Below are 12989 nucleotides of genomic sequence, written 5' to 3'. Positions count from 1 at the left end.
TTTTCGATTTACTTGAGACGCTTTCGCAGCATCGATCCAATGCTGTCAACCACGAGGACACAGGCAAGAATCGACAGAAGGATGGCTGAGACCTCGTCATACTTGACAAGGCGAAGTGCTGCCATCAACTCGAAGCCGATGCCACCTGCACCGACAATGCCAAGTACTGCGGAGGCCCTGAAGTGGTACTCCCAGCGATAGATGGTTATGTCTGCCAACTGTGGAAGGACTTGGGGGATAACGGCATGCGAGATGACCTGAAAGCGGCTTGCGCCTACCGCAGCAGCTGCTTCAAGTGGCTTCGGATCCACGTGCTCAATGGCTTCCGCGTAAAACTTTGCGACCATTCCCGTGGAATGCAACGCTAGTGCGAGCACCCCAGGTAGAGCACCAAACCCTACGGCTGCCACGAACAGAATGCCAAGAATGATTTCTGGCACGGACCGGAATGCCGCCAGGATGACTCTGGCCACTCTTCCCACCAAAGGATTGGGGGTGGTGTTTGGAGCCGCCAGGAGCGCCAGCGGAAGTGAAAGCACGATAGTCAGTGCTGTGCCGGCAATCGACATCGCCAAGGTGTCCCTCAGCGGGATGACCCAGTGCTCCCAGCGGTCGAAGTTGGGAGGGACCATCTCAGATGAGAGCTGCTTGACAGCCGGGGCGCCTTCGATGAACCGCTGTGCATCGAAGAACCCCGTGACGTACAGGGCTACAAGGCAAACCAGAAGGACGAACGCTGTATTGCGCAGTCCAATGAACTGCTCCCGCTTGTCGCGACTGATGATGTTCTCGAATGCAGCCGAGGTCATTGCATACGGCCCAAATCAAGCTTCAGGATGGTTGCGGTATCCCTAAGGACGTCATATGCAGCGTCATCAGTGGCGGCAAACGCCTGGACACGAAACGCCTTGAGCACCTCAGCATCCTTCATGTCCAGAAAGGCAGAGCGGATGGCAGCTTTGAGCTCAGGCTTGAGGTCCCCCTGCATGACGACCGGATAGTTTGGAATGGGAGCAGAAAGGTCAAGCTGAACAATCTTCGTGGCATCAATGCTTCCTCGAGCGATGAGGTTGTCCAGAATCGGCTTGGACAGAGCCCCGGCTGGAATCTGACCCGACTGCACCGCACGTGCGACCGCGTCATGTGCCCCAAGGTGAACTGGCCGATAGTCCTTCTCACCATCAAGCTTGTACTTCTTGAGCAGGTGTGCACGTGGTGCAAGGTGGCTTGATGTGGACGCCTGGTCGCCAAATCCGAAGGGCTTGCCGCGCACGTCTTCAAGCGTTTTCACCGGCCCTCCGGCCGTTGCGATGAGGACCGACTGGTATGTGGGCGACCCACGTTCAACGCCCACCGCAAAGGGCTCAATCCCGGACGCCTTAGATTTGGCCAAAACGTACGAAAACGGTCCAAAGTACGCTACCTCAATCCGACCGAACCGCATTGCCTCGATCATCGAGGAGTAATCGGTAGTCACCACAATCTCAACATCCTTCTTGAGCTGCTGTTCAAGATAGCGCTTAAGAGGCTGCGCGTTCTGGATGATGCTGGCAGCGTTCTCATCTGGAAGAAGGGCGACACGAAGCTTTGATGGATCCTTTCCCTGCGCATGAGCCCACAGAGGAAGGAGTGCAGCAAAAGAAGCTGCGCTGACAACAAGAGAGAAGTTACGGCGATTCAGCATGGCAAGAGCTCCTTGGTTTGACTGGATTGAAGAGTTCGGGGGCTATCAGTGGACGCACTCGTGTTGGAAGCGTTGGACTGCTTTGCATAGAGGTTCCGCGCAACATCAGGACTCAGCTGCTCTGCCCTACCCTCGAATACAACAGCTCCCTGGCGGAGCCCAATGATTCGGTCTGCAAACGAGCGCGCGAGCTCCACCTGGTGAAGACTCACGATTGCGGTGAGGTGGTCCTTTTTGCAGATCTCATGCAACAAGGTGAGCACGCTATGTGCGGTTGCCGGGTCCAGGCTGGCAACAGGCTCATCGGCCAGCAGGATTCGTGGCTTCTGTATTAGCGCCCTAGCTATGCCTACGCGCTGCTGCTGCCCCCCAGACAAGGCATCAGCCCGGGAGAGCGCCTTTTCGAGCAGCCCGACACGCTCAATCACTGTGAGCGCCTCCAGCTTGTCCTTCTTGCTCCACGGCCATAGCGAAGCGAATGCACCCCTGTCACCGAGCTTTCCCATCAGAACATTCCTGAGGACCGACTGACGTCCAATCAGATGATGCTGCTGGAAAACCATCCCACAGCGCTTGCGGTGCTCTCTCAGCGTCTTTGCGTTGACTACCCCACCTGCCAGGCCAGGTATCGATACCTCGCCTTTTGTGGGCAGCACCAGTCCATTGATGCTTCGTAACAAGGTGGACTTCCCTGCGCCCGAGGCGCCCAGAAGCACCAAAAACTCTCCCTGCTTCACATCCAGACTCGTCGGGTGCAAGGCCACGGTCGAGTCAACGTAGCGGACGGAAACTCCCTTGAGACTCAGAACGTCTCGGTCCTTCTCCAACTTCATGTTGTTACCTTTGCAAGTTTCTGCCTGCGAGCAGCGCGAGAGCGCTTATGACGCACATTTGCCGCAGAAAGAAGTTCGATACGGCTAGGCATGCGTGCAGTTTGTTCGTGGAACGTGTCATCAATATGAAACTTGCACCCCGAAAAATAGGGGTATCTATAGATAACACCTATGTCTGGACTCACGCTACTTGCGGCTTTGAAAGCCTTTGATGCGACGGCAAGGGCCGGAAGCATGACTGCTGCTGCGAAGCTGCTTGATCTACAGCAGCCCACCATCTCAGCGCATATTCAGCGCCTGGAGAATGAGTACGGCGTGGAGCTTTTTCTTCGTCAAGGCCGCCGGCTTGAGCTGACTACCTTTGGCAGGACTCTGCTGGACTACACGCGGCGGGCATTCAGCGGCGAGGAAGATGCGCACGCCCTTTTGGCAGCAGCCAAAAACCGATTCGTCGGGCGTCTTGTGATTCACGCGATCGGCCCGTACAACGTAGTCCCTGTTCTGAAGGCCTTCGGGAGCCGCCATCCCCAGGTCGAGGTCTCTGTCCGTGTAGGCGACTCCCGCTCAATCACGGAAAAGCTCCTCGACTACCAGGGTGATGTCGGCGTGGTCCTCAATCACGCCGAGCACCCCGAACTCCATTGCATGCCATACAGGTCACAGCGCCTGGTGGTCTTTGCGAACCGAGAGCACGCCCTAGCCCGGTGCGGTGAGATAGTGCTCAAGGACCTTCAGAGCCAGCGCTTCGTCATACGTGAGGAAGGTTCAACGACAAGAAGAGTCTTCGAGAGCGAGCTAATTGCCCGCAATATCAACATCCAGGTTGCGCTGGAGATGGGAAGCCGGGAGGCTGTCCGCGAGGCAGTCGCACAAGGAATAGGACTAGGCGTCGTTGCCGAGACAGCCTATGTTCCAGATCCGCGTCTTGTGAAGCTGAAGATTCTGGATACAGCAATGGCCACCCACGTCGACTTCATCTGTCGTCGCGAACGACAGAACGCTCCGCTGATAGCAACGATTTTCGACTTGGCAAAAGAGGTGAGAAGAGGCCTGGCCTAAAGATTCACGAACTTGGCGACAGGGCCCGAGTGGATCATTCATGCCAAGCCTATCGTTAGCAGCCATGCTGTCAGTCAAACAGGCCTGAGACGTCCCCACGTACAAAGGTGTCGATCTGACCGGTGCAACCTATGCCACGGACATCCGGCTCTCCGACCCGGATGGCAATGAGCGCACGCTGGCGGACTTCCGAGGCAAGGCCATCCTGGTCTTCTTCGGCTTCACTCAGTGCCCAGATGTCTGCCCGACGGCCCTGGCGCGGGCGGCCGAGGTCAAGCGGCTTCTCGGCCCCGACGGCGAGCGCTTCCAGACACTGTTCGTCACGGTCGATCCCGAGCGCGACACGCCCGAGGTGCTCAAAGCCTACACGGCTGCATTCGACCCCAGCTTTATCGGTCTGTACGGCGACCTGGAACGCACCGCACAGATCGCCAAGGACTTCAAGGTCTACTACAAGAAAATGCCGACGGGATCGTCCTACACCATGGACCACACATCGCTCAGCTACGTCTACGACCCGCTAGGAAAGCTGCGCTTGGCCCTGCGCCATGAGCAACCCGCCCAAGACTATGCGGACGACATCCGCAAGCTCTTGAACCCTGCCTGACCCTCTATCCCCTCAAGGAGAACACCATGAAACTCGTCATCCGCACAGCCATCGTCGCCGCCTCGCTGCTCGCGGCCACCGCCCAGGCGCAAGTCACCGTCAAAGATGCCTGGGTGCGCGCCACCGTACCGCAACAGAAAGCCACCGGCGCCTTCATGCAGTTGAAGGCAACCAAGAATAGCAAGCTGGTCTCGGCCAGCTCGCCGCTTACGCCCGCCGTCGAGGTCCACGAGATGGCCATGCAGGACAACGTGATGAAGATGCGCCAGGTGCCGGCCGTCGAGCTGCCCGCAGGCAAGACCGTGGAACTCAAGCCCGGCGGCTACCACGTGATGCTGATGGACCTGAAGCAGCAGGTGAAGGAAGGCGACACGGTGCCTCTGACCCTCGTCATCGAGGGCCCGGACGGCAAGCGCGAATCGGTCGAAGTGAAGGCTCCCGTGCGTGCGCTCAACGCCAGCGCCCAGCCGGCTGGCCACGATGCCCAGGGCGGCCACAAGCACTGAAGCACTTGGCGGGTGGGTGAATGGCGCACCTGTAGCACACCCCACCGCTTGCAGCCCTCGAAATTCGAAGCCGCGATGCCAACTCCCGCAACCTAGGTCACGCATAGCCAAAAAGCTCACGGCGTACGGCAACCGGAGATGGTTACTCCACCAGCGTTTTGCAATGCGTGTTTACTAGCGCTGTTTCTCTGAAACCCACGGTCTCCTTGCATGAAGGCCTCTAGCATGTGCGGGATCAGCGTCGTGGCATCGACCGCTTCGCCGTACACCTGCGCGTGCAGCGCGGCGTAACGGTCGAGGTCGGCTTTCAGGCTGACCGGGCACGCAAAGGCCAGCTTGACGCTCTCGACCTTGGGCAGCGGCCCAAGCCGCAACTTCCTGGTGGTGTTCATTTCGCAATTCCACGGTTGAAGAACATAGGCTGGTACGGCCGCAGCACAAAATCGCGGTTGACGATGATCCGCACCGGCAGGCCCGGCCGCTCGGTCAGCGTCGGCTGGATGTTCATGTTGCGCCGGGTCATCTCTTGGCCGACCTGGTTGATGCTGTCCTGCGCGCTATCGCGCCCAGCGATCACGATGCGGTTGCCATCCTGCCGGTTTTCCGGTGCGGCCAACTCGGCACCCACGCCCAGCAGGGTCGTCAGCGCCGCACCCGCGAAGACGCGATCCCAATGCCAATCGACGCCATCCTCCAGGCCGGAATAGCCGGCAGGGTCAGTGCCCGCCAGGTTGTCTAGCTTCAGCGAGGACGTGTCCGGCAGGATGACGCGGTTCCACACCACCTGTACGCGGCTCTGCCCGTAGCTCACCTGGCTGTTGTACTTGCCCAGGATGCGCGATCCCTGTGGGATCAGCAGGAACTTGCCAGTGGCCGTGTCATAGACCGGCTCCGTCACCGTGGCTATCACGTCGCCCGGCAGATCGGACTTGATGCCCGTCACCAGCGCGCCCGCGATCACCGTTCCCGCCATGACCTGATACGGCGAGGCCGGCATCTGGAGATTGCCGGAATTGCGGGTTTCCGTAGAACCGCCTTTCAGGAAAGCCTCTTTCTGGTCTTGCCGGTTCTGCACGGCTGTCGGGTCGGATGGCTGGGCCGCCGTCGAGGCCGGGCCAGCGGCCAGCGGGTCGAAGCCCGCCAAGGCGCTGCCGGGCGCAGCCGCAGCGGCTTGCGCCGTGACCGGCGCGGTGGCCTTGCCTTGGTTGCCCGAGCGGAAAAACACCGACGAGTTCGCCGCCGCATCGGCCTCCTTGCGCCACGCATCCGCCGGATCATGTCCCGGCGGTGCGTAGGCCGGCGTCACCGGCTGCTGCGACTTCACGATGGCTGGGCCGAGATCACCCGGCAGCGGCGGCCCCAGCTCGGGCACCTTCGGCGGCAGCTTCGAGTAGTCGGCCGGCAGACCATCCAGCCCCTCGGACTTCGAGACGCGATCGACGTTGTAAAGCTCGGTCTGCTCGCCCGTGCCGCGCCGGTGCGGCTGCAATGACCAGATCGTGGCCCCGAGCACGGCGACCGACAGGACGCCGACGAGGATGGCCAGCGTGCGCCGGTTCAGGCGCGTGACCGGGCGCGGCTGGGCGCGCAGCGCCACCGCCTCGGGCGCGACCTTGCCCGCCTGCGCCGCAAGATCAGGGGAATCGTCCTGGCTCATGGTCAGTTCCTCCGTGTGCCGTCCGTGCGCTCAATCCGCACCACGTCGCCTTTGTCCCCGCCCAGGCGCAGTTCGGCCGCGCCGAACAGGCGATCAACGATGTAGTACGGCGCACGGAATCGGTAGTTCACCAGTTGCCCGTCGCCTTGCGCGCCGATCACGAACAGCGGCGGCAGCTCGCCCTGGGCGATGCCGGGCGGGAACTGGATGTAGACCTTCTCGCCGTCATCGAAAGCACGCAGCGGCTTCCACGGCGGATTGCTGCCGCTGATGGCATAGCGGAAACGGATCTTCTCCAGCGACAGGCCGCTATCGACCGGGGCGGCGGCGCTGGCCGCCTGCGCCTGGCGCTGCAAGGCCAGCATCTTGTCCTTCGGGTACTCCCAGGACACCGACGCCATCCACGTCTTTTCGGTCGAAGTCAGCTCCAGCAGATACGTCCGGCGGCTGGTGGTGATGACCAGATTGGTCTTCAAGCCCGAGCGGATCGGCTTGACCATCACGTTGACGCGCAGAGCCTCACCGCTGCCGCTCGACGTGTCCCCGACGATCCAGCGCACCGTGTCGCCGGCCGCGACCGTCACCAGTTCCTCGCCGGGCTGCAGCGAAACCACCGTCACGCGGCCCACGGCCGCATAGAGCTGGTAAAGCGCGCCATCGGTAAAGGGCCAGACCTGGATCGCGTTGACGTAGCCTTCGCGCGTGGGCGCGACACGGGCCTCGGCATTGGCGCGCGAGACGCGCACTTTCTCATCCGCGGGTTCCGGCGCGGGCTTGGCCTCCTCGGTCTCTGGCAGTGGTTTCAACTGCGACGGCAGCGCGAGCGGCTGCGGCACCGTGACCACCTCCACCGGTTTTGGTGGCTCCGGCAGCGGCTGGGCCTGCACCGGCTCATCGAGCGAAATGGTCGGTGGCGGCTTGCCCTGAGTAGCGCAGCCAGAGAACAGCACGGTCGAAGCCAGAAGCATCACCGGCAAGGCGGATTTACGGAAAAGATCATTCATGGTTTTGCTCCTTCGTTAGCTTCCAGTTCGCGGCTCCACGACAGCCCGTTGACGTAGATGCCCAGGGGGTTCTTGCGCAGACGCTGCTCGGTGCGCGGGGTTTGCAGCACCGTGGAAATCACCGCGTTCCAGCGTTCGGTGCGATCCAGCGCGCCATTGACGAAGCGCGTTTCCGTCCAGCGCACGTTGAAAGACGTGTCGCTGGCGCGGGTCACGCTGGTGATCTGCACCGTCACCGACTCCTTGCCGATGCGCGCGAACGGGTCATTCGTGCGGGCGTACTCGTTGAGCACGACCGCGCCTTTGTCGGTCGTGTAGTCGTAGGCATCGAGCCAGTTCTGCCGCACCACGATGGGGTCGATGGACAGCGAGCGCACCAGGCCGATGAAGCGGCCCAGGTGGTAGGCGATCTGCGCATCGCTGGGCTTGTAGGGCGTGGCGGCCTCGCCGACAGCGCGCACCTGGCCCGCGTTGTCCACCTCAATGACGTAGGGCGTGACGATGGACTGCGCCGAGCGCCAGACTAGGCCGCCCGCCATCAGCACGGCCAGCGTGAGGCAGCCAAAGGCCATGAAACGCCAGTTTCTGGCCTGCACGCGGGCCGAGCCGATGCGCTCGTCCCAAACCTGGGCGGCGGATTGATACGGAGTAGCAGGCTGTGGCGTATCGGCGTAGCGCACCTGCGGTCGTTTGAATCGCATGGGAGTTCTCCTTGAAGATCAGGAATCGGAATCGCGCAGGCTCGGGCCTTGGCTGGAGCTGCCGCCATCGCCGCCGCGCAGCGTGTGGGCGGCGGTCGTCGCGGCATGGGTGAGCTGCTGCCTGCGATGCAGGCGCTTGGCCCAGGCGGGTTGCGCGGTGGATGGGGTTGGCTCGTTTGCAGCCTGTGCGGCACCGCCCCCTGACGCCGATCCGGCGTCATCGGGCCGGAAGGCGGCGGCGACACGCTCCTTCATCGAGCGCGCACCATCAGCCACCTTCTGCCCGGCCGCCTGCGCGCCGGTCTTGGCGACATTGCCCACGCCGGCGGCGGCGCCCTTGAGGCCACCGCCGGCGGATGCAGAACCCGCCTGAAACGCCGACCGCGCGCTGCTGGCGGCCCCAGTGGCGGCACGCGCTCCGCTACCGGCCAGCTTGGCGGCTGCGGGCGCCATGCGCGCCCCGGCGGCGACTGCGCCGCCGACGCCCGTAGCCGCAGCGCCCACGGCAACAGCAGCGCCGGCCGCGCCCAGCGCCGCACCGGCCATCGCACCTGCGCCGAGCTGCGGGCTGCCGGACACCAGCCCGGTTGCAATGCCCGGCCCGAAGATGCCCAAGGCCAGCAGCGTCAGCGAGGCCAGCATCACGACCACGGAGTGGTCGATGGATGGTTCGGCGGGCTGTACCTGAAACTCGGCGAACAGGCCCGAGCCGATGCCCACGATCACCGCCAGCACCAGCACCTTGATGCCGGACGACACCACGTTGCCCAGCACCTTCTCGGCGAGAAATGCGGTCTTGTTCCAGAGCGCGAACGGCACCAGCACGAAGCCGGCAAGCGTGGTCAGCTTGAACTCGATCAGCGTGATGAAAAGCTGGATCGCCAGCACGAAGAAGCACAGCAGGACGATCAGCCAAGCGAGGAACATCACGACGATGGGCGTGATGTTCACGAAGACTTCGGGGAAGCCCGCCATGTCGCCGATCTGTTTCAGGATCGGCGCACCGGCGTCGATGCCGACCTTCGCCAGCCGGCCCGGTTGCAGGAAGTTCTCCATGCTCAGGGTCGAGCCGCTGGCCGTCAGGCCCAGCCCGGCGAAGGAGCGGAACACGATGCCAGCCAACCAGTTGAAGTTGCCGATGATGTAGGCGAAGGCGCCGACGTACAGCACCTTGCGGATCAGCTTGGCGATCACGTCCTCGCCCTGGCCGGTGGCATGGCTCATCGCCCAGAACAGCCCGGCGAGCGTCATGTCGATGACGATCAGCGTGGCGGTCAGAAACGCCACTTCGCCGTGCAACAGGCCAAAGCCCGAGTCGATGTAGCGCGAGAAGGTGTCAAGGAAGCGGTCGATGACCGTCACGTCGTTCATGGCGAGTCCTCCTGCCCAGGCAGAGCGATTGCCGCGCTGCCATCGGCGGGTTCATCGAAGCTGGGCGGGATCGGCGGCAGGTCGGCCAGCGTCTGGTACTCATTCGGCCCGGCCTGGCCGGAGAGAAAGCGCCGCAGGTCGGCCTGTGCCACCTGCGCGCAAAACGCGCCGTCGTGCGCGCCCGCGCGGCACTGCGCGCGCAGCGCGTGCAACCGGGCCGGGTCGGCGGCGAGCGCATTCACCGACACTTGCTGCGGCCGGTCACAGCCGGCCAGCACCAGCGCATGAATGGCGAAAGCAAACACGACGGGCGTGCGTTGCATGGCAGCCTCCGTCAGCGGTTGTAGAAATTGACGGGCTGCGGCGTGTACGGCGTGCCTTCGCCCAGGAAGCGGCGCGTCACTTCGCGCCCGCGCTCCGTGGCCGCCGCCTGCCGCGCCAGTTCCAGCGAGGCCGCGCGGTCTTGCGTGATCTGGAGCCGCTGCGTCTGGATCGACTGCTTGGCCTGCAAGGCCAGCAACTGGTTCATGGCCTGCATCGCTTGCAGCGCGCCCTCGGCCGACTGGCTCTTGCCCACGAGGTCGGCCAGCACGCTTTCGTCGTCGCTCAGGTTCTGCGACGCCTGGGCCTGCATCTGCATGGTCGTTTGCAGGCCGTTGAGCGTGTTCTTCCAACGCTCCTGCGCATCGAGGTACATCTGATTGCCGCTCACCGTGGCGGCGTACTTCTCGGGATACAGGCGCACGAATTCGCGGTCGATGCTTGTCACTTCGTAGGCCAAGCCCTTGGCCTGCGCGATCAGTCGCTGGGTGGTCGCCAGGTTCGCGCGCAACTGGCCGACCACGCTGGACGGCAGGCTGGCCAGGTTGCGCGCCTGGTTGATGAGCATCTGCGCTTCGTGCTGGAGTTGCTGGATCTGGTTATTGATCTGCTCCAGCGTGCGAACGGCGGTGAGCGTGTTCTGCACCAGATTGGTCGGGTCGAGCACGATGTCGCCGACGCCGAACAAGGCGTGGGCGGGTTGCGCGATGCCGAATGCGAGCACGCAGGCGGCGGTCAACGCGGCGAGCTTGGGGGTATGCAATTTCATAGTTGGTTCTCCTGGGGGTGGTCAGCGGTACGGAGGGAACCCGGCGCGTAGCCGGGGAACGAGGGCAGCAGGTCGGCCGCCCAATCGAGGCCGCGATGGCGCAGCCAGGCGCCCGCGAAGCCGGGCACGCCGGCGTCCTGCGGCACGCGGCCAAGAACCTCATCAATGGCGCGCTGGTCTTGCGGCGTGGAAGCACCCGCGAAGGCCAGCGTCGCCGGCCCCAGGTCGAGGTCGAACACGCGGTTGCCGAGGCGGGATTGGTAGTAGTAGTCGCGCTTGGGCTGCGCGGTGGCGACGATCTCGATCTGCCGGCTGTTGAGGCCGAAGCCCTCGTAGATCGCGCGAATCTGCGGTTCGGTCGCTTGCGGGTTCGGCAAGAAAATCCGGCTCGCGCAGCTTTCGATGATGGCCGGCGCGATGGCCGAATCCTTCACGTCCGCGAGCGACTGCGTGGCGAAGATGACACTGACGTTCTTCTTGCGCAGCGTCTTGAGCCACTGGCGGATGCGCGCCGCAAACACCGGGTCATCGAGGAACAGCCAGGCTTCATCGAGGATCAGCAGCGTGGGCGCACCATCCAGCCGCTCCTCGAAGCGCGCGAACAGGTAGCGCAGCACCGCGAGCACAGCAGCCTTGCTGTGCATCAGCTCCTCCATCTCGAACGCCTGCACGTCGGATGTGCCGAGGCGGTCGTGGTCGGCATCCAGCAGCCTGCCGTGCGCGCCGCCCAGGACGTAGGGCGCGAGTGCCTGGCGCAAGGTGTTCGATTGCAGCAAGGCCGTCAGGCCCGTGAGCGTGCGCTGCTCCACCGGCGCGCTGGCCAGGCTCCCCAGCGCAGACCAGATGGCCGCCTTCTCGTCCGGGCCGACGGCCGCGCCTTCGTGCAGCAGGCGGCCTTCCACCCATTCGCTGGCCCAGGTGCGGTAGCCCTCTCGGTCGATGCGCGCCAGCGGCTGGAAGGCGATCTCGTCGTCCGCGCCCAGGTCGTAGTGCTCGCCGCCCATGCCCAGGATGGCCGCGCGGATCGAGCGCCCCATGTCGAAGGCGAAGATGCGCGAGCCGCGATAGCGGTGGAACTGCATCGCCATCGTCGCCAGCAGCACCGACTTGCCCATGCCGATGGGGCCAACCACCAGCGTGTTGCCCACGTCGCCGATGTGCGTCACCAGCCGGAACGGCGTGGCGCCGTCTGTGCGCGTGACGATCAGCGGCGGCCCATCGAGATGCGCATTGCGTTCCTGGCCGGCCCATACCGCCGACACCGGCATCATGTGCGCCAGGTTCAGCGTCGAGACGATGGGCTGGCGGACATTGGCGTATGCGTTGCCCGGAATGGACGACAGCCACGCATCCACGGCGTTGAGCGTTTCGGGGATGGTGACGAAGCCGCGCCCCTGGATGACGCGCTCCACCATGCGCAGCTTCTCGTCGGCAACGGCGGCGTCCGCGTCCATGACGGTGACGGTCGCCGTCAGGTAGCCGAAGGCGACCTGATCGCTGCCCAGCTCCTGCAAGGCAGCATCGGCGTCGGCGGCCTTGTTGTTGGCGTCGGTATCGACCAGCGGGCTTTCCTGCTGGAAGATCGTCTCGCGCAGCAACGCGATGACGTTCTTCCTTTTCGCAAACCACTGGCGGCGCAGTCGGGCGAGTTCTTTTTCCGCCTCGGCTTTGTCGAGGCACAGAAAGCGCGTACTCCAGCGATACGCGAAGCCCAGGCGGTTGAGGTCGTCCAGAATCCCCGGCCAGGTCGAGGTCGGGAAACCGCGCACCGACACCACGCGCAGGTGCTGGTCGCCCAGCATCGGCGCCAGGCCACCGACCAGCGCGGAATCGGTCAGCAGCGCGTCGATGTGGAACGGCACTTCGGGAACGCCGACGCGGTAGCGGCGCGTCGAGACGGTCGAATGCAGGTAGGTCAACGTCTGGCTGTCATCAAGCCAGGCGATCTCCGGCATCACGCCATCGAGCAGGTCGAAGATGCGATCCGTTTCAGCGACGAAGGCGTGCAGCCGCTCGCGCCAATCCACGCCTTCGGTGGGCCGGTTTTCGTACAGCAGGCCCGCGGCCCGAGCACGGGATTCCTCGGACGGCAGGTAGGCCAGCGTCAGGTGATAGCCGCTCTCGAAGTGGTTGCCCGAATCCTCGAAGGCGGCGCGGCGTTCTTCATCGACCAGCCAGGACAGCGGTTCGGGGAAATCGGAGTGCGGGTAGTCGGCGGCAGACCGGCGCTCGGCTTCGATGAACAGCGCCCAGCCCGAACCCAGGCGGCGCAGCGCGTTGTTCAAGCGCGCCGATGTGGCGATCAGCTCGCCTTGCGTCGCGCTGTCGAGGTCGGGGCCACGAAAGCGCGCCGTGCGCTGGAAGCTGCCGTCCTTGTTCAAGACGACGCCCGGTGCCACCAGTCCGGCCCAGGGCAGCCAGTCGGCGAGCAAGGCCGGTCGCTGGCGGTATTCGGCGAGGTTCAGCATCGCGGCGTC

The 12989-nt window shown here is 63.8% G+C and carries 14 protein-coding genes; 3 read left to right on the top strand and 11 right to left on the bottom strand.

Features of this window, described 5'->3' with window-relative positions; genetic code table 11:
- Window positions 1-8: 8 nt before the first annotated feature.
- Genes phnE through phnC form a run of 3 tightly spaced genes read right to left on the bottom strand, consistent with a single transcriptional unit; the run spans window position 9 to window position 2517 of the window.
- On the bottom strand, window positions 9-809 hold the full coding sequence (phnE, locus tag AC07RV_RS29240; RefSeq protein WP_003056093.1) for a phosphonate ABC transporter, permease protein PhnE: 801 nt from the start codon (window positions 807-809) through the stop codon (window positions 9-11).
- Window positions 806-1684: a phosphate/phosphite/phosphonate ABC transporter substrate-binding protein gene (phnD, locus tag AC07RV_RS29235; protein ID WP_003056094.1), complete on the bottom strand. Its 879-nt coding sequence runs from the start codon at window positions 1682-1684 to the stop codon at window positions 806-808. Before phnD ends, phnE begins: the two co-directional genes overlap by 4 nt.
- Window positions 1678-2517 carry a phosphonate ABC transporter ATP-binding protein gene (phnC, locus tag AC07RV_RS29230; protein ID WP_003056095.1) on the bottom strand — a complete coding sequence of 280 codons (840 nt, stop codon included), beginning with the start codon at window positions 2515-2517 and terminating at the stop codon, window positions 1678-1680. The genes phnD and phnC overlap by 7 nt, the downstream gene beginning before the upstream one ends.
- A gap of 171 nt (window positions 2518-2688) precedes the next feature.
- On the opposite strand from phnC, the gene AC07RV_RS29225 reads away from it, so the two are divergent.
- The 3 genes from AC07RV_RS29225 to AC07RV_RS29215 all read left to right on the top strand — a co-directional run bounded on the left by AC07RV_RS29225 (window position 2689) and on the right by AC07RV_RS29215 (window position 4689).
- A complete protein-coding gene (locus AC07RV_RS29225; RefSeq protein WP_027011074.1) occupies window positions 2689-3576 on the top strand; it encodes a LysR substrate-binding domain-containing protein in 888 nt (295 codons plus the stop codon).
- 115 nt (window positions 3577-3691) lie between these two features.
- Window positions 3692-4183: an SCO family protein gene (locus AC07RV_RS29220; RefSeq protein ID WP_076841736.1), complete on the top strand. Its 492-nt coding sequence runs from the start codon at window positions 3692-3694 to the stop codon at window positions 4181-4183.
- Between the two features lie 26 nt (window positions 4184-4209).
- Window positions 4210-4689 (top strand): copper chaperone PCu(A)C, encoded by a 480-nt coding sequence (locus tag AC07RV_RS29215; RefSeq protein ID WP_003056114.1) that lies wholly within the window; start codon window positions 4210-4212, stop codon window positions 4687-4689.
- Between the two features lie 116 nt (window positions 4690-4805).
- Here AC07RV_RS29215 and AC07RV_RS29210 read toward each other — a convergent pair whose 3' ends face one another.
- The 8 genes from AC07RV_RS29210 to trbE are packed head-to-tail and all read right to left on the bottom strand — an operon-like array spanning window position 4806 to window position 12980.
- Complete coding sequence (locus tag AC07RV_RS29210; RefSeq protein WP_003056116.1) at window positions 4806-5081, bottom strand: DUF2274 domain-containing protein; 276 nt, start codon at window positions 5079-5081, stop codon at window positions 4806-4808.
- On the bottom strand, window positions 5078-6346 hold the full coding sequence (locus AC07RV_RS29205; protein WP_003056119.1) for a TraB/TrbI/VirB10 family type IV secretion system protein: 1269 nt from the start codon (window positions 6344-6346) through the stop codon (window positions 5078-5080). The genes AC07RV_RS29210 and AC07RV_RS29205 overlap by 4 nt, the downstream gene beginning before the upstream one ends.
- 2 nt (window positions 6347-6348) lie before the next feature.
- Window positions 6349-7350: a P-type conjugative transfer protein TrbG gene (gene trbG, locus AC07RV_RS29200; protein ID WP_003056120.1), complete on the bottom strand. Its 1002-nt coding sequence runs from the start codon at window positions 7348-7350 to the stop codon at window positions 6349-6351.
- Window positions 7347-8051 (bottom strand): conjugal transfer protein TrbF, encoded by a 705-nt coding sequence (gene trbF / locus AC07RV_RS29195; RefSeq protein ID WP_003056121.1) that lies wholly within the window; start codon window positions 8049-8051, stop codon window positions 7347-7349. Before trbF ends, trbG begins: the two co-directional genes overlap by 4 nt.
- A gap of 18 nt (window positions 8052-8069) precedes the next feature.
- Complete coding sequence (gene trbL, locus AC07RV_RS29190; RefSeq protein ID WP_043372004.1) at window positions 8070-9422, bottom strand: P-type conjugative transfer protein TrbL; 1353 nt, start codon at window positions 9420-9422, stop codon at window positions 8070-8072.
- Window positions 9419-9745 carry an EexN family lipoprotein gene (locus tag AC07RV_RS29185; protein WP_003056123.1) on the bottom strand — a complete coding sequence of 109 codons (327 nt, stop codon included), beginning with the start codon at window positions 9743-9745 and terminating at the stop codon, window positions 9419-9421. The genes trbL and AC07RV_RS29185 overlap by 4 nt, the downstream gene beginning before the upstream one ends.
- An 11-nt stretch (window positions 9746-9756) precedes the next feature.
- The gene (gene trbJ / locus AC07RV_RS29180; protein ID WP_003056124.1) at window positions 9757-10512 is read right to left on the bottom strand and encodes a P-type conjugative transfer protein TrbJ; all 756 of its coding nucleotides are present in this window, start codon (window positions 10510-10512) and stop codon (window positions 9757-9759) included.
- Window positions 10509-12980, bottom strand: coding sequence for a conjugal transfer protein TrbE (gene trbE / locus AC07RV_RS29175; RefSeq protein WP_043372001.1), 2472 nt, complete (start codon window positions 12978-12980; stop codon window positions 10509-10511). Before trbE ends, trbJ begins: the two co-directional genes overlap by 4 nt.
- Between the last annotated feature and the right edge of the window lie 9 nt (window positions 12981-12989).

This window comes from Variovorax sp. GW821-FHT09B01, assembly GCF_059418345.1.
This window is presented reverse-complemented; position numbering and strand designations above follow the sequence as displayed.

Bases quoted from the DNA above. Each gene is read 5' to 3' on its own strand.
- trbF (WP_003056121.1), bottom strand. From the start codon at position 8,051: ATGCGATTCAAACGACCGCAGGTGCGCTACGCCGATACGCCACAGCCT.
- trbG (WP_003056120.1), bottom strand. From the start codon at position 7,350: ATGAATGATCTTTTCCGTAAATCCGCCTTGCCGGTGATGCTTCTGGCT.
- AC07RV_RS29205 (WP_003056119.1), bottom strand. From the start codon at position 6,346: ATGAGCCAGGACGATTCCCCTGATCTTGCGGCGCAGGCGGGCAAGGTC.
- trbE (WP_043372001.1), bottom strand. From the start codon at position 12,980: ATGCTGAACCTCGCCGAATACCGCCAGCGACCGGCCTTGCTCGCCGAC.
- phnE (WP_003056093.1), bottom strand. From the start codon at position 809: ATGACCTCGGCTGCATTCGAGAACATCATCAGTCGCGACAAGCGGGAG.
- AC07RV_RS29185 (WP_003056123.1), bottom strand. From the start codon at position 9,745: ATGCAACGCACGCCCGTCGTGTTTGCTTTCGCCATTCATGCGCTGGTG.
- phnC (WP_003056095.1), bottom strand. From the start codon at position 2,517: ATGAAGTTGGAGAAGGACCGAGACGTTCTGAGTCTCAAGGGAGTTTCC.
- AC07RV_RS29210 (WP_003056116.1), bottom strand. From the start codon at position 5,081: ATGAACACCACCAGGAAGTTGCGGCTTGGGCCGCTGCCCAAGGTCGAG.
- trbJ (WP_003056124.1), bottom strand. From the start codon at position 10,512: ATGAAATTGCATACCCCCAAGCTCGCCGCGTTGACCGCCGCCTGCGTG.
- phnD (WP_003056094.1), bottom strand. From the start codon at position 1,684: ATGCTGAATCGCCGTAACTTCTCTCTTGTTGTCAGCGCAGCTTCTTTT.
- AC07RV_RS29215 (WP_003056114.1), top strand. From the start codon at position 4,210: ATGAAACTCGTCATCCGCACAGCCATCGTCGCCGCCTCGCTGCTCGCG.
- trbL (WP_043372004.1), bottom strand. From the start codon at position 9,422: ATGAACGACGTGACGGTCATCGACCGCTTCCTTGACACCTTCTCGCGC.
- AC07RV_RS29225 (WP_027011074.1), top strand. From the start codon at position 2,689: ATGTCTGGACTCACGCTACTTGCGGCTTTGAAAGCCTTTGATGCGACG.